Here is a 22,781-nt window from a genome sequence, read left to right as displayed (position 1 = left end):
GGGGATTTTTCGGAATGAACATTAATTTTAGAGGTGATTATATGAGTTCAAAAGAGTCACCAGAAGAAAAAAGAGAACGCATGAGACAAAGTGAATTGAAAAATAATCCTACCGGTTCTTTGAATGATGGACTCAACAGGGCGGAATCAGGTAGCCCCGCTGATATGACAGGTGGTATGAATTGGAAAGGTACAGGGATATTAATTTTAGTGCTAATTTTAGGATATATTATATATAGTTACTTTTTCAGTTAAGGAAAGCTTGATGGAATTTAGATTTGCTTGATCTAATTATTAGTGAGAATAAAAAAAAAGGATTAAAGTCCCCCTGTATTACATATTTTCTTTAAACAGATTATAGTAATACGTAAATTTTTTTGCTCATAATAGAGCTAGCATAATGCTAGCTCTATTATTTTTTTGCCATATTCCTGTAACAAACCTCCTGTATATTCATTGGTGGAGGTGCAGAAGATGAAAAAAATGATAGCGATATGTCTTCTTACAACATTGTCACTTTCGACTTTAGTCGGGTGTGATGTAAAAGGTAATGATGCTTTACAAGAGTCTAAAATAAAGAAAGCGACGTATAAAGATTTTACTTACGATGTAAATCCTGAGACTTTTACGTTAACTGTAGAACATGATGGTGTAAAAGAACAGGCATCACAACCGTTACCAAAAATGAAGGTATCGAATTTGAAAAAAGACAAGGATCATACATCATGGGAATATCCGGATCAAAAAGTAAAAGTAAATTTAGAAAAGAAAAAAGACCACTTAAATATTGAAGTGGAATCGACTGGTGCAGAAAGTTTTACATGGCCAAAAGTGCAAGCTGAAAATTATACACTTCCGTTATGGGAAGGTAAGCAAATTCCGAGTAATGATGAGAATTGGAAGAAGTTTTTAAAGGATGATGCATATTCATTTGCTGAATCATTTTCTATGAAGTTTTTTGCATTAAATGGTTCTAAATATTCGATCGTATATATTGCGAACAATATGTTTAATAATGAATTGAAATTTCATTCAGATCCGAAAATAGGGTTTGATTTTACACATGAATTCCCGAGTATAAATAAAAATAAAACATATGGGTTTCAATTATATGTGACAAATAATGATGCAGTAAGTATCGCTAAACTGTATAAGGATAATATTGCTCGAAAAGGTGAATTTAAAACATTACAAGAAAAGGCAAGAAAAAATAAAGAAATCGAAAAACTTTACGGGGCAGCTCATTTTTACTTTTGGAATCAAAATGGTTTATCAGAAAGTAACGTGAATTGGCCGAAGCTAAGAGAGCAAATAAATAGCCCGGTGTTTAGCCATATAAAAGACCTTATTCAAAAGAATAGTTCAGAGCCTGGGGAATTGAATGTATTTGAGCAGGTGAGTAAACAAGACTTTATCGATAAGTACCAAAAAAATGTTGTTTTACGCTATACAAACGAAGTATTATCTATGAAGGAATTGTATAAAGAGGATATTTTCCCGAAAGTTAATCAGGAAGCTAGTGTGTTATTAAAGAAAGGTGTAGATCACTTATCGAAGACAGAGCTGTATAGCTTAAATAAACATTTATTAAAGTCAGTACTCGGTGATGCAGTTGAAGAAGTAAGTAAATGGGGTAAAGCAGATGGAACGGATATAATAAAGGAAATGAAAAAAGTAGGGATAGACAAAGCGTGGATTGGTCTACCGAACTGGGAACAAGGATTTATGCAGCCTAATTTCGTTACAGAAGCTAAGGAAATGGGATATTTAGTTGGTCCGTATGATTCTTACCATTCTATTCACGAAAAAGGTGATAAAAATTGGAACACAGCTTCTTTTAATGACCCATCGTTATATGAAGAAGCCACTGTAACGAAGAAAAATGGTGAGAAAGTGCAAGGGTTTTTAGGGAGAGGCCGAAAATTAAATCCGACATTATCACTTCCTAGTGTAAAAGAACGAATGAACGATATATTACAAAATGGCCCTAAATATAATTCATGGTTTATTGATTGTGACGCGACGGGCGAAATTTATGATGATTATTCAACAAAACATTTAACGACACAAGAACAAGATTTACAAGCAAGATTAAAACGAATGGATTATATTGCGCAAGAAAAAGGTATGGTAGTTGGCTCAGAAGGCGGAAATGACTTTGCAAGTAGCACGATTGCATTTGCTCACGGCATTGAAACGCCTGTTATTAAATGGGACGATGAAGATATGAGGAAAAATAAAACAAGTCCGTATTATGTGGGCGGATATTGGTCACCGAATCAAAATGTTCCAGAAAAATATGCAAAACAAGTACCGTTAAAAGAAGAATATAAACAAGTATATTTAAATCCAGTATATTCGGTACCATTATATAAACTAGTATACAATGATTCGGTTATTACAACGCACCACTGGGAATGGGGAAGTTTGAAAGTAAAAGATGAGGTAGGAAACCGAATGTTATATGAGTTATTGTATAATGTGCCTCCGTTGTACCATTTAGATGAAGTAGAGTGGAATAAGCATAAACAAGAAATTACGCAGCATCTGAAAGTTTGGAATGAAGTTCATGAAAAGGCAGTAAAAGAAGAAATGACGAACTTTGCATATTTGTCAGAAGATAAATTAGTCCAATCTGCTTCTTATGGAAAAGGGATTAAAATCATTGTGAATTTCTCTAATGATGATGTGGAAATAGAAAAAACGAAAATAAAAGCAAAATCAGCTTTAATTTATAATAATGGGAAGCAAATGATATACACACCAAATGAGAAATAATAAAGTGAAATTTTAATCAGTGGGGGGTTTATCCCTCACTGATTATTAGTCATCACCAATCAAAATTTCACGGCCCAAACTTGACTCTTTTATTCCTGATAAATTATGAGGTGAAAGTCTTACTACCTGCAAATAACAGAATGATAAATCTGTAAATTTGAACGTTTTGAAGTGTTAAATTTTTGAAGTTGATAAATAGTGACTTGCCAAAAATAAGCACGAGAGTATAATGTGAAATGGAATACATATTGGATTCATGATGTAACCTTACAAAAATGTAAGGTGATTGAAAGGAAATTCAATATGAAGATTACTAGACATACATTATACTAGGAAAAGAGAAAGAGAGGAGAATGAACATGAGCTCTGAATTAGAACAAAATACGAGAAGCAGTAAAAAACGTTCTAAAAGAAAATCAATAAAATGGTTCATTTTAATTCCATTTTTCCTACTTGTTTTTGGAGGAGTAGGATATGGATCGTTTATATATAACAAAGCAAAAGCTGTTGTAAGTGATGCATATGCACAAATTGATAAGTCATCAAAAAGGGACAAAGAAGTGGAACCTTTAAAGGATAATATTTCGATTTTAATCATGGGTGTCGATGGAAGCGAAATGAGAAAAAGCCAATATGGTGAAGCGGTTCGAACAGATGCACTTTTATTAGCGACAATTAATAAAGATGATAAATCCGTTAAATTAGTAAGTATTCCTCGTGATTCACGTGTTTATATTCCATCTAGAAAGAAATTAGATAAAATTACACACGCACACGTATTTGGTGGTGTTGAAAGTACAAGAGATACAGTGGAAAGATTTTTAAATGTACCAGTTGATTATTATGTGAAGTTTAACTTTGAGTCATTTGTACAAATTGTAGATTCAATTGGTGGTATTGATATTGATGTACCTGTTACTTTCACAGAACAAGATAGTAAAGACCAAGCAGGTATGATCCATTTAGAAAAAGGTTACCAACATTTAAATGGTGAACAAGCCCTTGCACTTGCTAGAACGCGTAAAATTGACAGTGACGCAATGCGTGGTCAAAGGCAACAACTTGTAATTGAAGCAATTGCGAAAAAAGCAATGTCTGTTCAATCAATTAGTAAAATGGGCTCTTTACTTGATGCAGTTGATAAAAATATGAAAACAAACTTAACGTTTGATGATATGCTTGCTATTACGAAAAATATGGCAGGATCAGATTTGCAAATGGAAAAGATGCAAATAGAAGGAACGGATAAACGTATTGGTGGTATTTATTATTACATTCCAAACGAAAAAAATGTGAAAGATATTTCGACTAAGTTAAATGAGCATTTAGGTGTTACACCAAAACCAACTCGAAATGAATAAGTATAAAAAAAGGTTGGCCTCAGCCAATCTTTTTTTATGGAAATGGATTGCTTCATTTATTTTTAGTAGAAGGGCTACTAGTTTTTTCACGTCTACAGTTAAATCATTTTAATTTATATAAACAAAAGGTGCAATTGTACGATATACTAGAGGAAAGAATTTGGTAATTAACTCCTAAAATAGAGAAAATAAATTCATCTCATTGCAAGTTGAAAGCGAATTGAATTGATAGAAGATCAAACAGGTTAAAACAAATCTTCTTGAAAGTTGTACATAGTGCAATCAAGAATTGGTATGAAAAGAATAAAGAGTTTGTTGAGGCAGGAACAACAATTTTGATAAAACTCCCATTATAATTCATATTTTAGATTGTTTATATAGTGTAATAAAATAAATAGATGTATAATTATATTGGGTGATTTATATATAAGATTAATAGGGAGAGGAATTCGATAGAATGGAAAAGGCTTTTAAAATTAAACGAGTTGCAGTTGTTTCAGTAGCGATTGCAATAGTAGCTATTGGGTATTTCATGTTTCAATCTATTACTTCACCAGCAAAAGCTGTTGCGAAGCAAGAAAATATAGTGCAGCTTGCAAGTGAACAATCGAAAGTTGAAATGAATAAAACGGCGCCAAGTCGTTTTAACGGAATGGAAAGAAAAGTTGCTTATCTTACATTTGATGATGGGCCAGGAAAATATACGGCTGAATTATTAAATATGTTAAAACAGCATGATGCGAAGGCGACATTCTTTTTAATTGGTGCGAATGTGAAACAGTTTCCTGATTTAGTAAAACGTGAAAATGCAGAAGGACATTATGTTGGAATGCATAGTATGACACACAATTTTGCGAAGTTATATAAAAATGGCGAATATGTTAATGAAATGAAAGAAGATCAAGGCTTAATCGCAAATATTATTGGGAAAGCCCCTAAATTAACACGTCCTCCATACGGATCGATGCCTGGTTTAAATGAAGGTCTTCGAAATAAAGTAGTTGAGGATGGTTTAAAAGTGTGGGACTGGACAATTGACTCTTTAGACTGGAAATACAATAAAGTACCAGTTGATGCAGCGGCAGCGCAAATCGCTCAAAATGTATTAGCTGGTGCAACAAAACCGCAAGAAGTCATTTTAATGCATGACATTCACCCGCAATCAGTTGCTGCTGTGCCAGCAATTTTAAAGGGTCTAAAAGAAAAAGGTTATGAATTTGAAGCATATCATGAAGAGAGTCACTTCCCAGTGAACTTCTGGCATGATAACCGTATGTAATGGAGGAATTGAAGTTGAAATATGGAAAAGTAGCAGTTGTTGGAGCATTATCAGTAGGATTATTATCAGGTTGTTTCGGTGAAAAGCCAGAAGAAAATTTACATACGGCTTTTGAAGCAGCAGCGACACAAGAAAAATCTTTAGTTGAGGATACGAAAAAATTAGAGCAATTAGAAAAGCAAGGGCAAGAACTATATTCTCAAATTTTACAAGAAGGTAAAGAACATAATGAAGCAGTTACGAAGAAAATTGAGCAAGCTACTGTAAATGTAGATGAGCGTGAAAAAGTATTGAAAAATGAGAAAGAACTGTTAAAAAAAGCTCAGAAGGAAACGAAATCGGTTCAAAGCAATATAGAGAAGCTTGAAGATAAGAAATTGCAAAAACAAGCAAAAGCAGTAGAAGAATCGTATAAAAATCGTTATGATGCCTTCCAAAAGATGAATGAGAATTACACGAAGGCGTTAGCGACTGAAAAAGAACTGTATGAAAAATTAAAAGTAAAAGAAACGAAGTTAAAAGAAATTGGTGAAAACGTTAAAACTGTTAACGAGTTAAATGTGGAAACGCAAAAGGCGAAAGAACAATTTAATACACATACAAAAGAGTATAATGATAATAAATTAGCATTTTATAAAGATGCACAAATTAAAATTAAAGAAGTATCTTAATTACGATGAAAAATCTATAGAAAAAGCCGAAAAAACATTATAATAAAAAATGTTTTTTCGGCTTTTGTCGTTAAATGAATAGAAAAGACTGGAATTGATATCATAAAAGAGTTATAGTGAAATATTCGAAGGGAAACATTGTAAAGTAAGGAGAAGGAATTATGTCATATGAATTTTTATTCAAATTAGGTTTAGCACTTTTTTTAGGATTATTCATCGGAATAGATAGGCAGCTAAAGAATAAACCGCTTGGTGTGAAAACAAGTATGGTTATTTCCGTAGCGAGTTGTTTAATTACAATGGTTTCAATTGAATCAGTGAATGTTTATTCTGTACCGGGTCATACAAACATGGATCCAATGCGTCTCGCCGCTCAAATTGTTAGTGGGATTGGTTTTCTTGGAGCAGGGGTAATTTTACGAAGAAATAATGACGTTATTTCAGGATTAACGACAGCCTCTATGGTATGGGCCGCTTCAGCACTAGGTATTGCGATTGGTGCAGGGTTTTATATACAAGCGACGGTTGCTATGATTTTAATTATATTAGCGATTAACGTACTTCCGCAAATTGTGAAAATTGCAGGCCCTTATTCATTAAGACAAAAGGACTTATCTATAAAAATTACCGTAAACAAACATCGAGAGTTAGACGGGATTTTTAAGCAAATTAAAAATTTAAATATGCAAGTGAAACGAGTGAAAATTAAAGATATTGATAATGGGGCATCTCAGCAATTGGAAATGGTCATTTTAGCTCCAGAAGATTTATATACAACTGAATTATATAGTTCTTTAAAAGAAATCGATCATGTTGTTTCAGTAGAAGTTGAAAGTAGATAAAAAGAGTGATGAAAATTCACTCTTTTTTTAATGCATACAAAACATCTTGCTATAATTATTTTCTAAGGGGGATGAGTATGGTGGAGATACATATTAGAAGGGCAATAAAAGATGATATTTCGGCAATTGCAAAAGTGCATGTGGATAGTTGGAAAACAACGTATAAGGGGATATTCTCTAATGAAATTTTAGACAATATAACGTATGACCAACGAGAAAAGCTATGGGAAAGTATATTTCAAAAAGAAGACGGGCATCAATTTAGGTTTGTAGCAGAAACGTTAAATGGTAAAATAATTGGATTTATCGATGGGGGAGTTGAAAGAACAGGTACATATAATTGTGATGGGGAATTATATGCAATATACATTTTACAAGAGTATCAAGGAATGAAGATAGGACAAAGATTATTTCAAGCTTTACTATTTGATTGTAAAAAAGATAATATGCAATCTCTTTTAGTTTGGGTAGTTTCTAATAATCCTTCTAAAAAGTTTTATGAAAAATATAATCCGGAAAAAATTGACACGAAACTTTTAGAAAGACTAAATGTAGAAGAAATAGCATATGCTTGGCGAGATATGGATTGTTTATACAAATCACTATTAATTTAGAACGCGATAATATTATTATGTAAACTTAATCTACAAGAATGAAAAAATACATCAATAATTATATTGGTGTATTTTTTTGTTGACGGATTAAATGTTTTGAAAAGGTGAAAAGTTTAGTTAGATAAAAAAATTCTGAAATATATCTTGAAATGATTATCATTATCAATTAAAATCATAGTTGATAATAAAATTCAACTGTCAGAAGTTTCACGAAAAAATGATAGTGTTCGTCTAAAAGAGGAGGAGCAGTATGCAGCATGCGAAACAAATCGCGGAACATGCAACAATACAAAGCTTTTTAAATTGTTATTTAAGAGAAACAGGAAGTGGAGAATGGATTACGGAGGATAAAAGGATAGAAAATATTTTCTGCCATTCATTTCAAAGAGACGCTATCCCCACTTATTTATGCTGTCGGTTATCGGCACAAAACGTTACTTTGTATGGGGAAGTTATATATAAATCGTCAACGGACCGTCATCTATTTGGAGAACAATTTTATTACCAAATTGGCGAAAATAAAAATGTTATTAAAGCAGATTATATTACGGTTATTATGTTTTTAATAAAGGAAATGTCTATTAACTATGGAGAAGGTACGAATCCTGATGAACTTATGCTTCGAGTTATCTGTAGTTGTCAAAATATTGAGAAGTTTATACAAGGAAGGGAGCAGGATACAGCTGAATTATATGGTTTCCATACGACTTTTATAGAGGCGGAGCAATCTTTATTATTTGGACATTTAACTCATCCTACACCAAAGAGTAGACAAGGTATATTGGATTGGAAAAGTTCAATGTATTCTCCTGAATTAAAAGGGGAGTGCCAACTTCACTATTTTAGGGCACATAAAAGTATAGTAAGTGAAAAGTCATTGTTACAAGATTCTACAACGGCGATGATAAAAAGCGAATTAAAGAACGATGAAAAGGTAGGTCAAGAATTTATTGAAGAGTACTGTCAAGAAGATGAATATTCATTAATTCCAATCCATCCGCTACAAGCAGAATGGCTATTACATCAATCTTATGTGCGAAATTGGATGAATCAAGGTGTACTTGAATATATCGGTCCAGTAGGTAAGTGTTATATGGCGACATCATCACTTAGAACGCTATATCATCCTCATTCGAAGTATATGTTCAAGTTTTCATTCCCTGTAAAGGTCACGAATTCAATGCGTATTAATAAATTGAAGGAACTTGAGAGTGGACTTGAAGGTAAGGAAATATTGAATACTAAAATTGGAGAGGTGCTAGAAAAGTTTCCAGGATTTGATTTTATATGTGATCCGGCCTTTATTACTTTAAAATACGGGGCACAAGAGTCTGGATTTGAAGTGATTATTCGAGAAAACACATTTTATAGTGAAAATGAAAATGATGCAACGCTTATCGCTGGATTAGTACAAGATGCAATTCCGGGTGAAAGAACTCGTTTAGCAAATATTATCCATCGCTTAGCGGATTTAGAAGGTAGAAGCTGTGAAGAAGTAAGTTTAGAGTGGTTTAGACGATATATGAATATCTCTTTAAAGCCGATGGTATGGATGTATTTACGTTATGGCGTTGCATTAGAAGCGCATCAACAAAATAGTGTTGTTCAATTGAAAGATGGTTATCCAGTTAAGTTTTACTTCCGTGATAATCAAGGTTTTTATTTCAGCAATTCAATGAAGTCAGTGCTAGATAATGAACTAGCGGGTATTGGCGAACGTACTGGGAATTTATATGACGATTACATTGTAGATGAAAGATTTCGTTACTATTTAATTTTTAATCATATGTTTGGACTAATTAACGGTTTTGGTACAGCAGGATTAATAAAGGAGGAAATTCTTCTTTCGGAATTAAGGTCTGTACTTGAAGCGTTCCTTCCATATAACCGCGAACCTTCTACATTTTTAAGTGAATTGTTGGAAGAAAATAAATTGGCATGTAAAGCAAATTTGCTAACGAGATTTTTCGATGTTGATGAACTGACAAATCCTTTAGAGCAAGCAATTTATGTACAAGTAGATAATCCACTCGTTAGAGAAGTGGCTGTTCGTTCATAAGTAGTGCTAAAATTTCACGTAATACAAATAATGGAATTTGATATTCCGTATTATAGCGGAGGGATTTATGAAAGAAGAAGTTTATCACATAAAAATATTGAAGGCACTCCAATCAAAAGAGTACATTTCAGTAAGAAGAAGAGTATTCCGGCAATTAGTAGAATCGTTAATTTATGAAGAGATCATTACACCGATTCGTATACAAAAGGGAGAGCAAATACTTTTTATTATACAAGGTCTTGATGAAAAGGATCAAAATGTAATGTACCAATGCTATGGGCAAGAACGTATGACATTTGGGCGTATTTGTTTACATGACTCATTAATAATGAGAGTTCAAGATGAGGAAGAAGAAATACAATCAGTTTCACAATTTTTACAGGAGATTTTTCGGATTGTTCAAGTGGATCGAACGAAATTGGATTCTTTTATTCAAGAATTAGAACAAACAATCTTCAAAGATACGATTGCACAATATGAGAGAAGTTGTGAAGAAGACTATCTTGCGAAATCTTATGATGAGCTTGAAAGTCATTTAATAGATGGACACCCGTATCATCCTAGTTATAAAGCACGCATCGGGTTTCAATATCGTGATAATTTTCAATATGGATTTGAATTTATGCAATCAATGAAAATTATATGGATTGCAGTTCATGAGAAATATACGACTGTAGGATATGAAAGTGAAGAGAGTTATAACTGTACCTTTAAAGAAGAAATTGGTGAAAAGAAAATCGAAGAGTATATGGATCGTATTCGAACAATGGACTGTGATTCGAAGAAGTACATGTTTATACCTGTTCATCCTTGGCAGTGGGAGAACTTTATTATTCCGAATTATACTGACCATATACAGGATAAATATATTATTTATTTAGGGAAATCAGAAGATGATTATTGCGCGCAGCAGTCGATGCGGACATTAAGAAATGTTACGAATCGAGAGAAACCATATGTAAAGTTATCAATGAATTTACTCAATACTTCAACTATCCGTACATTAAAACCACATTCGGTTGTGAGTGCACCTGCTATATCGAATTGGTTAAAAGATATAGTAAATCATGACCCTTATTTAAGGGATGAATCGCGTTTAATTTTGTTAAATGAATTTTCGAGTGTTACGTACGATGCGAATAAAAAAGCTACGTATGGCTCATTAGGATGTATTTGGCGCGAAAGCGTTCACAAATATTTAGATAAGAAAGAAGAGGCAATCCCATTTAACGGTTTATATGCCAAGGGAAAAAATGGGACACCAACTATTGATTTGTGGTTAAAGAGATATGGAGTAGAAAGCTGGTTACAATTGCTTATTCAAAAAGCAATTATCCCAGTTGTACACCTCGTTGTAGAGCATGGAGTCGCATTAGAATCACATGGACAAAACATGATTTTAGTTCATGAAGAGGGAATACCAGTCCGTATTGCACTAAAAGATTTTCATGAAGGACTGGAGTTTTATCGTCCATTTTTGAAAGAACTCGAAAAATGTCCTGACTTTACTAAAATGCATAAAACATATGCGAATGGTCAAATGAATGATTTCTTTGAAATGGACCGTATTGAATGTTTACAAGAAATGGTTTTAGATGCGCTTTTCCTATTCAATCTAGGTGAACTGGCTTTCGTGCTGGCAGATGAGTATCAGTTGAAAGAGGAACAATTTTGGATCATTCTTGTTGAAGAAATAGAAGATCATTTTGAAAGATTTTCGCATTTGAAAGAACGTTTTGAAGCATTACAATTATATGCACCTACATTTCATGCAGAGCAATTAACGAAGCGTCGTTTATATATGGATGTGGAATCGCTTGTTCATGAAGTTTCAAATCCATTGTATAGAGCAAAGCAACTTACAATACAAAAATCAGTTGTTACAGGGGGAAATCATGCTAATCGTTAATAAACAAGAATTTAGCAAATATGATTTTGAATTGAGATTACAAGGTTACGAGGGAGTGGAACAATTTCAAGAAGCAGAAGGAAATAGATTTGCACTTTGTCTGAAAGATCCATTCGATATTATTACGTTTGTGTTTTTCCTAAAAGAAAAAAGAGCATCTGTACTACTTATTCATGAAGATACGCCAAAGGATACAGCTATTGAAATGGCAAAGCGCGCAAAGTGTACTGCACTTTTATACGGAGAAAGTAACGCCTTTACAAAATTAGAAGTTCCAAATCTATTACAAGAAGAACCGTCTTTATTGCAGTATAGTTCAGGTACAACAGGAGAGCCAAAACTGATTCGTAGAGCATGGACGGAAATTGAAACAGAAATTGCTGCTTACAATGAAGCTTTAAAATGTGAAGAAGACGAAGTGCCAATTGTAATGGCTCCAGTTTCACATTCATACGGATTAATTTGTGGCACGTTATCAGCAATTACGAGAGGTAGTAAGCCTATAATCATTACAAATAAAAACCCTAAATTCGCATTAAATATAGTTCGTAATACCGAAAAACATATCATATACGCAGTACCACTTATGTTACATATTATGGGGAGTTTTCCACAAGGGACTTTTCAGTTTCATAAAATTATGACATCAGGATCACCTTTGCCAGAAACGCTATTTTATAAGTTAAAGGACATGACGAAATACATGATGCAGCAGTACGGCTGTTCTGAAGCTGGTTGCATTAGTATATGTCATGCTATGGAAACACATTTGGATTTAGGAAAACCACTTCCTCATGTAAGTATTAACATAGGTTCAAATGAAGATGAACCTGAAGAAATCGTAGTGAAAATTGCTGAAAAGGAGATTTATACAAAAGATTTAGGTTATAGATCTGAGCAAGGCATTCATTTCATGGGGCGAATAGATGATGTTATTAATGTGTCCGGTCTAAAGGTATTTCCTATAGAAGTGGAAGAAACGATACTTCGATTAGAAGGTATTCAGGAGGCGATTGTATACCGGGGCAAGCATCCTGTGATGGGAGAAATAGTAAAAGCGAAAGTAGTCTCTCGTATTGAACCAGTACAAATACGAGAATGGTGCATACAGCATTTACCGTCTTATAAAGTGCCACATGAAATTGAAAATGTAGCAGAGATTCCGAAAAATAAAACAGGGAAAGTAAGTCGGAAGTTATTAGAGATGGGAGAGATAACAACATGAGTCGTGAAATGTTAAAAGAAGCAGTTTTAAGTATTATGAGAGAAAAAATGGAACTGAAAAATGTAACGCATTTAGAAGAAACGATGCGTTTAAATCAAGATTTATATATAGATTCGGTAATGATGTTACAGCTTATAGTATACATAGAAATGGATTTAAAGCTATGCGTTCCAGAGGATGAGATAGACCCAAAGGCTTTTCTTACTGTAGGATCTTTGCTTGACTTTATGGAAGAGTTACAGCCGTTACACGAAATAAATGTGAATAACTAACCTTTTAGGAAAGTGGATGAGAGTATGACTTCAATTAAAGTTCACTGTTTAGTGAGTTGTTTTTGTGAAATTATAAAAAGGCGTAGCGATATAGATTTCCGTCCATTTTATTTCGGATTATGGGATGGAGATTTTGATATAACAGAAGACGGGATTATTTCTTATCATTCCGAAAACATTAATCATGATAACTACTTACTTTGGTATGAAAAATTGTATGGCATTAAAGTGAACGAATGGTACGATCATTCAAAAGATAAAAGTAGCAATGTAGAAACATTTTTAGAATTAGTAGAAAATAAGCCGGAAAATCGTTACGTAATTGTAATGGTTGATATGTCTTTATTGCCTGAGAGAGAAAATAAGTTTCATCAAAAACCGTTTCCGCATTACTTAATGATATCGAAGACAGAGAAAGAAGAGGAATGGTTCATGCTTGATCCTGATTTTCGCTGGGAAGGGAATATGGAAAGAGAAAAAGTGCTCCATTCTGTTAAAGACAACCCATTTGGTGGAGGCTATTTCATTGATATAGAAGGAATTCAGGAGCCAACACAAGAGATGGTAGAAAGTTATTTCATGGAAACATTCAAAAAAGATGATAATGAACTAACAATGGAATTAAAAAAATTAATAATAAAAATGGTAAATGAAGAGGATGGGTATTCACTTTCCGGGCTCGTAACGGCAGTAAAGCAAATACCCGTATTGGCAATACGTAAATATAGCTATGAACATGCCTTTGCATACTTCCGTGAAACTTTACAATATTCGGAGCAAGAATTTGATTATTGGTGTGATCGAGTGGAAGACATTGTACAAGGATTTACAAATGTACAGTACCGTGCTATTAAAATGGCAATGACAAACAATAAAGATATGTTATTACCAATTGTTGAGAAACTTGATGAAATGAATACAATTGAACTGCAGATTAAGGATGAACTAGAGAAACAGTTTCTGTTATGGAAAGAAATGATAACAAATCAGTCTTTCTTAACTAATACAAGTTCATTGAATTTAAGATAAGGGAGTTCAAAACAATGAAATATTCGCTATGTACAATTTCATTTCGCCATCAACTAATTTCATTTACTGATATTGTTCAATTTGCATACGAAAACGGTTTTGAAGGAATTGAGTTGTGGGGGACCCATGCACAAAATTTATATATGCAAGAGCGTGAAACGACAGAACGAGAAATAGATTATTTAAAGGATAAAAATTTAGAAGTTACGATGATAAGTGATTACTTGGACATATCATTATTAGCGGATTTTCAAAAAACGATGGAAAAATGTGAACAGCTGGTAACACTAGCTAATTGGTTTAATACAAATAAAATTCGTACGTTTGCCGGGCAAAAAGGTAGTGAGGATTTCTCGGAACAAGAGAGAAAAGAGTATGTGGAGCGAATTCGCATGATTTGTGATCTATTTGCTCCGCATAATATGTATATACTATTAGAAACACATCCAAATACGTTAACGGATACTTTGCCGTCTACTTTGAAATTGTTAGAAGAAGTAAATCATCCATATTTAAAAATAAACCTTGATTTTCTTCATATATGGGAGTCTGGTGCAGACCCTGTAGATAGTTTTCATCGATTAAAGCCGTGGATACAACATTACCATTTTAAGAATATATCATCAGCGGAGTATTTACACGTGTTTGAACCAAATAATGTATATGCCGCTGCTGGAAGTCGTATAGGAATGGTTCCATTATTTGAAGGTATTGTAAACTATGATGAAATCATCCGGGAAGTGAGAGATACTGATCATTTTGCTTCGCTTGAATGGTTTGGGCATAATGCGAAAGATATATTGAAAGAAGAAATGAAAGCATTAACGAATAGAAAATTAGAAGTAGTAAGTTCATAAGGTGAAATGATGAAAGAGTCTCGTTTAGGAGACTCTTTTTTTATTTTAACAATAACCAAAAATTACCATGTATTTAATTTCGGATTTGATACAGTTTAATATATATAAGGAGGTGATCGGTAATGGCTAGAAATCGTAACGCTAATCAATTAGCATCACATGGAGCACAAGCAGCTCTAGATCAAATGAAATATGAAATTGCACAAGAGTTTGGTGTACAGCTTGGAGCTGATACTTCTTCACGTGCAAACGGTTCTGTAGGCGGTGAAATTACAAAACGCCTTGTAGCGATGGCAGAACAACAGCTTGGTGGCGGATATACTCGCTAAATGTAGAAGGTTATAGGAGAAAGGAAGGATTCTTCCTTTCTTTTTTATTTTCAATTAATTGGTATGGATATATTGTGAACAGGATTCAAAGAATAGGAGTAATGCTATATTTTACCCAATTTCTTTTGTTGTAAATGGAAAGTAGTAAAGATGAAATAGCCCTGGTGGAATGTAAACATAATTTCCAGCAGGGCTATTATATGGTAAGAAATATATGATGAAAGGTTCCGAAATCAACATGTTAAAAAAAGAAAACTGTTGTTTAATTGCACTTGCATCAGTTCCACTTGTTATGACGCTAGGTAATTCAATGCTTATTCCAATCCTGCCAACCATTGAAAAGAAATTACATATTTCATCTTTCCAAGTATCCATGATAATTACAATTTATTCTATCATTGCAATTATACTTATACCGATTGCTGGTTATTTATCAGATAGATGGGGACGAAAGATGGTAATGGTTCCAAGTTTATTAATTGCAGCTATTGGAGGAGCGATAACGGGATGGGTATCATGGAAAGTTGATAACCCTTATGTTTGGATTCTTATCGGAAGAGCAATTCAAGGGATAGGTGCTGCTGGTGCTATGCCAGTTGTCATACCATGTGTCGGTGATTTATACAAAGATGAAAAACAGGTTAGTGCAGGTTTAGGAATCATTGAGACGTCAAATACATTTGGAAAAGTATTGAGTCCCATATTAGGATCAGCTCTTGCAGCTATTGTATGGTTCTTACCATTTTGGGCGATTCCAGTTTTATGTGTAATATCGATTGTTTTACTACTGGTACTAGTAAAGGCGAAGAAACAAGAAGAAGAAGCCCCACCACTTAAGGAATTTATTCAATCTATTATCTCTACGTTTCGAGAAAAGGGAAGATGGTTAATTGCCATTTTTATACTAGGTGCAATTATTATGCTTATTTTATTCGGAATACTTTTTTATCTGTCAACTATACTGGAGTCGAAGTACGATATTCATGGTATATGGAAAGGGTGTGTACTCGCTATTCCTTTACTTGTACTATCACTTAGCTCATATATGGCTGGTAAAAAAATTGGAGATAAACAAGATATTATGAAAAAGTGTATCTATATTGGATTTTTACTGGCTGCTGCATCTGTCTTCTTACCTTTATTTCTAAAAGGAATCTATTTGCTACTTCTTTGTCTCGTTATTATGGGGGGAGGAATTGGTATGGCGTTACCATGTCTAGATGCTCTTATTACACAAGGGATTGAAAAAGAGCAGAGGGGGACAGTTACGTCATTTTATAGTTCAATGCGATTTATCGGTGTAGCAGCTGGACCACCCCTGTATTCTTTTTTTATGAAAGGGGCAGACCATGAAGTGTTTTATTTAACAAGCATCTTCGCTGCTATTGGTGCTGTCATAGCAATTATTTGGATTAAACCAGCAAAAGATGAAATGATGTTAAAACAGAAACCGGAACCAACTTCATAATGCGAAAGAGAATTGCATGCCAATTACATAACATGCAATTCTCTTTAATTAGTTAGGAAAAACAACTTGTTTTAACATATAAAGTGCGACTCCCCATATGAGTAGCCCTGAAATTTTATTTAATACTATAATCGTTTTTCCTGTTGAGTCAAATCCTTTTAGAAATTTTCCAGCAAAAGCTAAACTAATAAACCAGATCCAAGAAACTATAATTGTTGCAAAAGTGAAAGCCCATTTCTCACTTCCTATGTACTGTATAGAGTTTGTTCCGATTACACCAATTGTGTCTAAAATTGCGTGTGGATTTAGTAATGAAACTGATGCGGCGAAAATAATTTGATTTTTTAAAGGCATGCTTTTTTCTTGTTTTACATCATTTGAAGAATCGCTTCTCCAAATAACCCAGCCCATATACATAAGAAAGAAAAATCCAATCATATACAAGGTGGTTGTTAACCAAGAGAAAGTTAAGAGGAAAAGGGAGACACCTTGTACAGCAATTAATATTAATAATGTATCACATATAGATGCAGTCAAGACTACAGGAGCAGCTCGCCAAATATTTGGTTGACTAGCGCCTTGGTTAAAGACGAAAACATTTTGGACACCTAATGGAATGATAAGACCAAATGCAAGGATGATCCCGTGAATAATTGCTTCACTCATCAGATTACCTCCTACTTAATTTGATTAATTATGATAGTCTATATTGTATAGAAGAAATGAAAATTTGTATCCATCCATATGGTTGGATAGGTTACCAACCATAAAATATGTGAGGTGATATAATGGAAAGGCTCGTTTGGAAACCTAATATGTCTTCATCTATTCCTTTGTATAAACAAATAGAATCTTATATAAAAGAGAGAATTGTTAATGGGGAATGGACAATTGGAACTAAATTACCTTCACAAAGAGCTTTGGCGCATGCGTTTGAAGTGAACCGAAGTACAATTGTAATGGCTTTCGATGAGTTAATAGCAAAAGGGTATATTGAGGGGAATGGACGGAAGGGAACAATTGTTATAAAAAATAGTGAGAATACTTCAACATATGCCCCGCCTCCAAACTGGCAGTCTTACGTAGAAACAGGACTTCATTATCCGAATCTTCCTGCTGTACAAGAGATTAATCAAGCTGAATTTACTCCCAATGTAATTCGATTAGGAACAGGTGAACTTTCACCGAGTCTCTTACCTGAGAAAAAGATGAAGGGTATTATTAATAAAATTTTACAATCATATGTTCCACTTGGGTATGAGGAACCGAAAGGGAATCTCCATTTAAGAGAAAAAATTGCGGAATATTTAAAAGGGCATGGGGTATATGTATCTCCTGACTCTATTTTAATTGTTTCAGGGGCAATTCAAGCATTGCAGCTTATTTCTATGGGGCTTCTTCCGAAAGGAGCGTCAATTTTATTAGAAAAACCATCATATTTATATTCGCTTAATGTATTTCAATCAGCAGGAATGCGCTTGATTGGAATACCAATGAATGAGAATGGTATAAATACTTCATACATTACAAAATATAAGAAACAATTTAACGCATCTATTTTATATACAATCCCATCTTTTCATAATCCGACCAATTTTAGTATGAACGCTAAGAAGAGGGAAGAAGTGATGGAGGTATGTAATGATATTGGATTACCTATTATTGAGGACGCGGTATATCAAGATTTATGGTTCGATGCACCAGTTTCAAAACCTTTAAAGGCATATGATAAAAATGGGGTCGTGCTACATATTGGAAGTATGTCCAAAGTCATTAGTCCTGGTTTAAGAATTGGGTGGGTTGTTGGATCAGAATCCGTTATTCAAAGATTAGCAGATATAAAAATGCAAACTGATTATGGTTCAAGTTCTATATCCCAGCAGATTGCAGCGGAGTGGTTTGAAAATGGATTGTATGATGAACATTTACAGTTTGTAAGAAGTGAATTGAAAAAACGTAGAGATTTTATGATAAGTATGTTAGAAAAGTATTGTAGTGGCATTGCAACTTGGCATGAGCCAGCAGGAAGCTTTTACATTTGGCTACATATAAATCTACCAATTTCGAATCGTAGTTTATTTGAAAAAGCTTTACAAGAAAAGGTGTTGTTAAACCCAGGCACTTTGTATGATAGAAGTGCAAACCAATTTTTACGTCTTTCTTATTCCTATGCAACTGTAGAAGAAATTGAAGTTGGAATAAAAAAGATCGCGCAATTAATTAAAATGTAAAAGGAGAAAAACATGAAACAATATGTGATTTGCCAAATGATTGATGGAGATAAATATTTAGCTGCTTATGCGGAGACAAAACAGGATGCAATTGAAAAAGCAGAATTGCTAGGTTTAAGAACTGGAAATCGTTACATAGTAATTACCGCAAAAGAAGCAGAAGGGTTAACTTATCCTTAAATAATGGGAGAGTACATAAGAAGTAAATAAGCCTAATATATTATTAGGCTTATTTACTATTAAAGTGTGACAGGGAAAATAATATAATTATGAGTCAAGTTGACGGAAATACCGATTTGTTTTTCGATTCTGATTTCCGTCTCTATATTCATCAACATATTGTCTGAAGTTCCAGGATTGTAAAAACTTATTAGCTGCATTATAACCAGAGTTATAGAGCCATTCTTTCTCTTCTTTAGTTAGTTGAAAATTAGTACTGGTAATGCTTCCTGTCGGAATTGTAATAGTTCTAGCCTTTGATTCTTTATCTAAATGACGTAAATCATGAGCTTGCATCATCGTTTTAAATAATCCTTTGAACATGGAAATAGGTTCGTCATAGTGGGCGGGATCAGCTTGAATCTCATCTTTTACAAAATGAAATCCAAAGGTAGGCCAGCGAGGAGAAGTCGGTGAATCGAAAATCCAAATTGGGTAATTACTTAAAATACCGCCGTCAACCATATAACAAGGCTGCTTCCATTTTGGTGTTCTCCATTTCACTGGTTCGAAGAAGAAAGGAATGGTTCCACTCATTCTTACTGCTCTAGCGATAGAGAAGCGGTAATTTAAAAATCCGTAGTTTGGTAAGTCATCGGGAAAAATAACCATTTTACCATTGCTTATATCTGAAGCAATAATTTTGAGTTTATTCAAATCGGGTAAGTCTGTAAACAAATGAATTCCTTTTTTTCTAAGCAGGTCTTCTAGCCATTCTTCGAGAAATACATTTGAATAAATACCTAGAGTAGACCAAGCGCTTAATCCTTTACCAATAACGGGGATTTTATCAAGAAAAGTTTTTTTAGTGAATTTTTCATGATCAATGTCTGTTACAATCGTCTTTAATTCGGAACAAGAATATCCTGCTGCTAGAAGAGCTGCAATAATAGCGCCGGCTGATGTTCCAGCTAAACGTTCCCATTCATATCCTTTTTCGGCTAACGCGCAAATTGCCCCTACATGAGCAATTCCGCGTACACCGCCTCCTTCAAAAACACCATCAATTTTCATTGAACATACTTCCTTTCTAAAAAATGAAAATGGAAAAAAAGCACGTATTGTACGTGCTTTTTTACAATAGTTTTTAAGTTTACTAGCAGCCTACAAAGCCGCCCCAACAGCTAGCTCCGATGATGATTAGAAGGATAAATAAAACGATTAATAAAGCGAAACCTCCATAACCACAACCGCCACCACAACTACCGCCGTAACCGTAACCACCGCCGTAACCGCCGCAACTATATCCGTAACCCATGTGGAATTCCTCCTTAAATTAAAAATAAAAATGAACGAGGGGAAAATGTACTGGAAGAAATAAAGAACTATCGTGTTTGTAGGAACAATGTATACTATGCTTTTTTAAACTTGTTCGCGTACGAGGGATAAGCCCGTTTTTTGGAGGGCTTGTTGAATTTACAATGAATGAAGTATAATCTTTGTGCTATGATACAAATAAGTATGTAAATGTAAGGAGAATTTATGGAACAGAAAATTGAAATATTAATTGATAAATATGAACTAACACATTTGAAACAGGAACTTATTAATACTGTATTTCCTTGTATAAAAGTTGTGCCAAAACAACAGGAAATAATTGCGATAGGCAGTTCGAAAATGGGCGGAGTTCCTGATTTGCCAAATACATTTGAATATCCAACATACAAAGAGAATCCGTTACGTTTTATCGCACAATTTAATTTAAGTGATTTACAAAACGTTGGTATGGATCATAATCTTCCTAAGAAAGGGATGTTATATTTCTTTAGTATTGAAAATTACTTTGAAGAAGATGTGAATCCAACCGAAGCTGGACGTGTACTTTATTATGATATCCCTGTAGAGCAATTACGTAGAGCAGATGAAATACAAGCGAAATATAACCAGTGTGCAATTACTTTTGAACTGACGTATAAATTACCGGAGCTTTTCATTGAAGATGAGGCGGATTCAGATCGTTTCTTGCAATTACTTGAAGAGCTAATCCCAGACAACTATGATAATCATCAAATGTTTGGAGAACCATTCTCTGTACAAGGTGAGGTATTGTACGAGACTGGACAATATATGGGGATAGATCCACAGCATATGACGCTCTTATTCCAAATTGATTCAGATACTAAAAATTGTAATATGATGTGGGGAGATTTAGGGATGCTTTATTTCTGTATTGGAAATGAAGACTTGAAAAATCGCCATTTTGAAAATACATGCTGTGTGTTGCAAACTTGCTAAAAAAAGGGTTGTTCTTTTTCTAAAAGAACAACCCTTTTAAAAATGTTAAATATGCATAATCTCATATGACCTATTTTGAAAAGTATTGTATACTCTGAAACTATACGATACTTTTTGTATAGTTATAGAATGTAAGGAGTGACAAGATGGGAAAGACAAGTAAGTATGTGACAGCTGCCGCACTTTGTTCAACTATAGTAATGGGAGGCTTACAGGCGTCAGCTGTATCTTATGCGGCTACGAATCCGACTACAGTGACAACACAATCAGATGCAAAGTTGTTAAATGATTTCAGAAAAGAATTAAAAAAACAGATTGATAATAGAGAAGAAAATATTACAATCACATATAAAACAAAAGATAGAAATGCTAGAAATATTATGGACCAATTGTATGGCGAGTTTAATAAAATTGTAGATGCTGATGAGTATGTAAAATATAATGTAGCGTCTACTAAATATTCTATAAAAGGGATGCCTGGGAATTATACATTTACATTACAAGTGAAGTATCGTGAATCAAAAGAGCAAACACAGTATGTAAAGTCTCAGGCGAAAGCAATTGTAAATTCTATCATTAAACAAGGCATGGATGAACATGAAAAAGTGAAAGCTATTCATGATTATGTTGTGAAACAAGTATCATATGATACGTCTTATCAAGCATATACAGCGTATGAAGCGTTAGCGAATCGTTCTGCCGTTTGCCAAGGATATACATTGTTAACATATCAATTACTAAAAGAAGCAGGTATTCAAAATCATATTGTAACAGGTACAGGGAATGGACAAGCTCACGCATGGAATTTAGTGAACATTGATAACAAGTGGTACCACCTTGATACTACATTCGATGATCCAGTTCCTGATAAAGCTGGGCGCGTAACATATTCATATTTTAATATGTCTGATGAACAATTAAGCAAAGACCATGAATGGGATCGTAGTGAATATCCAGCGGCAACTACAAGCTACTTCAACGAATTAACAAGCAAAATAAAAGCCGGTAGTTCAAAAACTGCTGTATATGAACAAATGTTAAAAGAAACAAATTTAAAGTATTTATCTGCACAATACGGAGCGGAAAATTACAATGAGTTTAAGAAAAAATTACAGCAACAATTTGCTTCCAAGCCAGAAAAAGTAGAAGTACGATATAAGCAGTCAATGGATGGAACGATGCAAGATATAAAGAAAGTATTAAATGAAATAACTTGGCCAAAAGGTGCAAAGCGTGTATCTTATCAAGTTGCGCCATATAGTGCAATGACAGGTTATTCATTAGCGACAATTACATTTACGTATTAATGAAAAAGAGCATCTTTAAATGAACTGCACCCCAATTGTTAGACACAGTCTAACAATTGGAGGTGCAGTTTTTCTATGGCTAAATTTACAGCTGATA

Annotated in this window: 22 protein-coding genes and 1 pseudogene; 20 read left to right on the top strand and 3 right to left on the bottom strand. The window is 33.8% G+C overall.

Annotated elements, in window-relative coordinates; genetic code table 11:
- Positions 1-41: 41 nt before the first annotated feature.
- The 16 genes and pseudogenes from SB773_RS00115 (at position 42) to bcbE (ending at position 16,692) form a co-directional block, all read left to right on the top strand.
- Entirely contained in the window at positions 42-254 is a 213-nt protein-coding gene (locus SB773_RS00115; protein ID WP_410588379.1) for a DUF6366 family protein, read from the top strand.
- A gap of 219 nt (positions 255-473) precedes the next feature.
- A complete protein-coding gene (locus tag SB773_RS00110) occupies positions 474-2,777 on the top strand; it encodes a glycoside hydrolase (RefSeq protein ID WP_410588069.1) in 2,304 nt (767 codons plus the stop codon).
- Between the two features lie 359 nt (positions 2,778-3,136).
- Complete coding sequence (locus tag SB773_RS00105) at positions 3,137-4,138, top strand: LCP family protein (RefSeq protein ID WP_113770212.1); 1,002 nt, start codon at positions 3,137-3,139, stop codon at positions 4,136-4,138.
- 62 nt (positions 4,139-4,200) lie between these two features.
- Positions 4,201-4,461: pseudogene (locus SB773_RS00100) on the top strand (sensor histidine kinase); the annotation flags it as partial.
- A gap of 134 nt (positions 4,462-4,595) precedes the next feature.
- On the top strand, positions 4,596-5,417 hold the full coding sequence (locus tag SB773_RS00095) for a peptidoglycan-N-acetylglucosamine deacetylase (RefSeq protein ID WP_410588066.1): 822 nt from the start codon (positions 4,596-4,598) through the stop codon (positions 5,415-5,417).
- 14 nt (positions 5,418-5,431) lie between these two features.
- Positions 5,432-6,088, top strand: coding sequence for a YkyA family protein (locus SB773_RS00090; protein ID WP_060752135.1), 657 nt, complete (start codon positions 5,432-5,434; stop codon positions 6,086-6,088).
- A gap of 161 nt (positions 6,089-6,249) precedes the next feature.
- Entirely contained in the window at positions 6,250-6,930 is a 681-nt protein-coding gene (locus SB773_RS00085) for an MgtC/SapB family protein (RefSeq protein ID WP_002012374.1), read from the top strand.
- 77 nt (positions 6,931-7,007) lie between these two features.
- Positions 7,008-7,544, top strand: coding sequence for a GNAT family N-acetyltransferase (locus SB773_RS00080; protein ID WP_002141362.1), 537 nt, complete (start codon positions 7,008-7,010; stop codon positions 7,542-7,544).
- 250 nt (positions 7,545-7,794) lie between these two features.
- A complete protein-coding gene (locus SB773_RS00075) occupies positions 7,795-9,603 on the top strand; it encodes an IucA/IucC family protein (RefSeq protein WP_410588063.1) in 1,809 nt (602 codons plus the stop codon).
- A gap of 67 nt (positions 9,604-9,670) precedes the next feature.
- Positions 9,671-11,512, top strand: a complete 1,842-nt coding sequence (locus tag SB773_RS00070) for an IucA/IucC family protein (RefSeq protein ID WP_410588061.1) — start codon at positions 9,671-9,673, stop codon at positions 11,510-11,512.
- The gene (locus SB773_RS00065; protein ID WP_410588059.1) at positions 11,499-12,737 is read left to right on the top strand and encodes an AMP-binding protein; all 1,239 of its coding nucleotides are present in this window, start codon (positions 11,499-11,501) and stop codon (positions 12,735-12,737) included. The genes SB773_RS00070 and SB773_RS00065 overlap by 14 nt, the downstream gene beginning before the upstream one ends.
- Complete coding sequence (gene asbD, locus SB773_RS00060; protein ID WP_002064932.1) at positions 12,734-13,009, top strand: petrobactin biosynthesis protein AsbD; 276 nt, start codon at positions 12,734-12,736, stop codon at positions 13,007-13,009. The genes SB773_RS00065 and asbD overlap by 4 nt, the downstream gene beginning before the upstream one ends.
- 24 nt (positions 13,010-13,033) lie before the next feature.
- Complete coding sequence (locus tag SB773_RS00055) at positions 13,034-14,038, top strand: DUF6005 family protein (RefSeq protein ID WP_410588057.1); 1,005 nt, start codon at positions 13,034-13,036, stop codon at positions 14,036-14,038.
- Between the two features lie 14 nt (positions 14,039-14,052).
- Positions 14,053-14,895 carry a sugar phosphate isomerase/epimerase family protein gene (locus SB773_RS00050; RefSeq protein ID WP_002126948.1) on the top strand — a complete coding sequence of 281 codons (843 nt, stop codon included), beginning with the start codon at positions 14,053-14,055 and terminating at the stop codon, positions 14,893-14,895.
- 122 nt (positions 14,896-15,017) lie between these two features.
- A complete protein-coding gene (locus SB773_RS00045) occupies positions 15,018-15,224 on the top strand; it encodes an alpha/beta-type small acid-soluble spore protein (RefSeq protein ID WP_000113539.1) in 207 nt (68 codons plus the stop codon).
- Positions 15,225-15,441: 217 nt separating this feature from the next.
- Complete coding sequence (gene bcbE, locus SB773_RS00040) at positions 15,442-16,692, top strand: bacillibactin exporter BcbE (protein WP_080784646.1); 1,251 nt, start codon at positions 15,442-15,444, stop codon at positions 16,690-16,692.
- 48 nt (positions 16,693-16,740) lie between these two features.
- Here bcbE and SB773_RS00035 read toward each other — a convergent pair whose 3' ends face one another.
- Positions 16,741-17,358 carry a LysE/ArgO family amino acid transporter gene (locus SB773_RS00035; protein ID WP_410588053.1) on the bottom strand — a complete coding sequence of 206 codons (618 nt, stop codon included), beginning with the start codon at positions 17,356-17,358 and terminating at the stop codon, positions 16,741-16,743.
- A 122-nt stretch (positions 17,359-17,480) separates the two neighbouring features.
- On the opposite strand from SB773_RS00035, the gene SB773_RS00030 reads away from it, so the two are divergent.
- Both SB773_RS00030 and SB773_RS00025 read left to right on the top strand, forming a co-directional pair.
- Complete coding sequence (locus SB773_RS00030; RefSeq protein ID WP_410588051.1) at positions 17,481-18,923, top strand: aminotransferase-like domain-containing protein; 1,443 nt, start codon at positions 17,481-17,483, stop codon at positions 18,921-18,923.
- A 12-nt stretch (positions 18,924-18,935) separates the two neighbouring features.
- The gene (locus SB773_RS00025; protein ID WP_002086120.1) at positions 18,936-19,103 is read left to right on the top strand and encodes a DUF3933 family protein; all 168 of its coding nucleotides are present in this window, start codon (positions 18,936-18,938) and stop codon (positions 19,101-19,103) included.
- A gap of 87 nt (positions 19,104-19,190) precedes the next feature.
- Here the strand turns inward: SB773_RS00025 and SB773_RS00020 are convergent, their stop codons facing one another.
- Positions 19,191-20,156: a patatin-like phospholipase family protein gene (locus tag SB773_RS00020; protein ID WP_410588049.1), complete on the bottom strand. Its 966-nt coding sequence runs from the start codon at positions 20,154-20,156 to the stop codon at positions 19,191-19,193.
- A gap of 82 nt (positions 20,157-20,238) precedes the next feature.
- Entirely contained in the window at positions 20,239-20,400 is a 162-nt protein-coding gene (locus tag SB773_RS00015) for a YjcZ family sporulation protein (RefSeq protein WP_002012392.1), read from the bottom strand.
- Positions 20,401-20,624: 224 nt separating this feature from the next.
- Between SB773_RS00015 and SB773_RS00010 the strand changes: the two genes are divergently transcribed.
- Both SB773_RS00010 and SB773_RS00005 read left to right on the top strand, forming a co-directional pair.
- A complete protein-coding gene (locus SB773_RS00010; protein WP_341024128.1) occupies positions 20,625-21,377 on the top strand; it encodes a YwqG family protein in 753 nt (250 codons plus the stop codon).
- Positions 21,378-21,523: 146 nt separating this feature from the next.
- Positions 21,524-22,684, top strand: a complete 1,161-nt coding sequence (locus SB773_RS00005) for a transglutaminase domain-containing protein (protein WP_088032600.1) — start codon at positions 21,524-21,526, stop codon at positions 22,682-22,684.
- Positions 22,685-22,781: the final 97 nt, after the last annotated feature.

Source organism: Bacillus sp. SIMBA_074 (assembly GCF_046534555.1).
GTDB lineage: Bacteria > Bacillota > Bacilli > Bacillales > Bacillaceae_G > Bacillus_A > Bacillus_A mycoides.
The sequence above is the reverse complement of the archived record's forward strand: the minus strand, read 5'-3'. Positions and strand labels throughout refer to the sequence as shown.

What these genes read in the sequence shown, in the direction of transcription:
- SB773_RS00045 (WP_000113539.1), top strand. Translation starts at nt 15,018, where the DNA reads ATGGCTAGAAATCGTAACGCTAATCAATTAGCATCACATGGAGCACAA.
- SB773_RS00055 (WP_410588057.1), top strand. Translation starts at nt 13,034, where the DNA reads ATGACTTCAATTAAAGTTCACTGTTTAGTGAGTTGTTTTTGTGAAATT.
- SB773_RS00025 (WP_002086120.1), top strand. Translation starts at nt 18,936, where the DNA reads ATGAAACAATATGTGATTTGCCAAATGATTGATGGAGATAAATATTTA.
- SB773_RS00050 (WP_002126948.1), top strand. Translation starts at nt 14,053, where the DNA reads ATGAAATATTCGCTATGTACAATTTCATTTCGCCATCAACTAATTTCA.
- SB773_RS00075 (WP_410588063.1), top strand. Translation starts at nt 7,795, where the DNA reads ATGCAGCATGCGAAACAAATCGCGGAACATGCAACAATACAAAGCTTT.
- asbD (WP_002064932.1), top strand. Translation starts at nt 12,734, where the DNA reads ATGAGTCGTGAAATGTTAAAAGAAGCAGTTTTAAGTATTATGAGAGAA.
- SB773_RS00105 (WP_113770212.1), top strand. Translation starts at nt 3,137, where the DNA reads ATGAGCTCTGAATTAGAACAAAATACGAGAAGCAGTAAAAAACGTTCT.
- SB773_RS00005 (WP_088032600.1), top strand. Translation starts at nt 21,524, where the DNA reads ATGGGAAAGACAAGTAAGTATGTGACAGCTGCCGCACTTTGTTCAACT.
- bcbE (WP_080784646.1), top strand. Translation starts at nt 15,442, where the DNA reads ATGAAAGGTTCCGAAATCAACATGTTAAAAAAAGAAAACTGTTGTTTA.
- SB773_RS00115 (WP_410588379.1), top strand. Translation starts at nt 42, where the DNA reads ATGAGTTCAAAAGAGTCACCAGAAGAAAAAAGAGAACGCATGAGACAA.
- SB773_RS00095 (WP_410588066.1), top strand. Translation starts at nt 4,596, where the DNA reads ATGGAAAAGGCTTTTAAAATTAAACGAGTTGCAGTTGTTTCAGTAGCG.
- SB773_RS00085 (WP_002012374.1), top strand. Translation starts at nt 6,250, where the DNA reads ATGTCATATGAATTTTTATTCAAATTAGGTTTAGCACTTTTTTTAGGA.
- SB773_RS00070 (WP_410588061.1), top strand. Translation starts at nt 9,671, where the DNA reads ATGAAAGAAGAAGTTTATCACATAAAAATATTGAAGGCACTCCAATCA.
- SB773_RS00065 (WP_410588059.1), top strand. Translation starts at nt 11,499, where the DNA reads ATGCTAATCGTTAATAAACAAGAATTTAGCAAATATGATTTTGAATTG.
- SB773_RS00010 (WP_341024128.1), top strand. Translation starts at nt 20,625, where the DNA reads ATGGAACAGAAAATTGAAATATTAATTGATAAATATGAACTAACACAT.
- SB773_RS00020 (WP_410588049.1), bottom strand. Translation starts at nt 20,156, where the DNA reads ATGAAAATTGATGGTGTTTTTGAAGGAGGCGGTGTACGCGGAATTGCT.
- SB773_RS00030 (WP_410588051.1), top strand. Translation starts at nt 17,481, where the DNA reads ATGGAAAGGCTCGTTTGGAAACCTAATATGTCTTCATCTATTCCTTTG.
- SB773_RS00035 (WP_410588053.1), bottom strand. Translation starts at nt 17,358, where the DNA reads ATGAGTGAAGCAATTATTCACGGGATCATCCTTGCATTTGGTCTTATC.
- SB773_RS00080 (WP_002141362.1), top strand. Translation starts at nt 7,008, where the DNA reads ATGGTGGAGATACATATTAGAAGGGCAATAAAAGATGATATTTCGGCA.
- SB773_RS00110 (WP_410588069.1), top strand. Translation starts at nt 474, where the DNA reads ATGAAAAAAATGATAGCGATATGTCTTCTTACAACATTGTCACTTTCG.
- SB773_RS00015 (WP_002012392.1), bottom strand. Translation starts at nt 20,400, where the DNA reads ATGGGTTACGGATATAGTTGCGGCGGTTACGGCGGTGGTTACGGTTAC.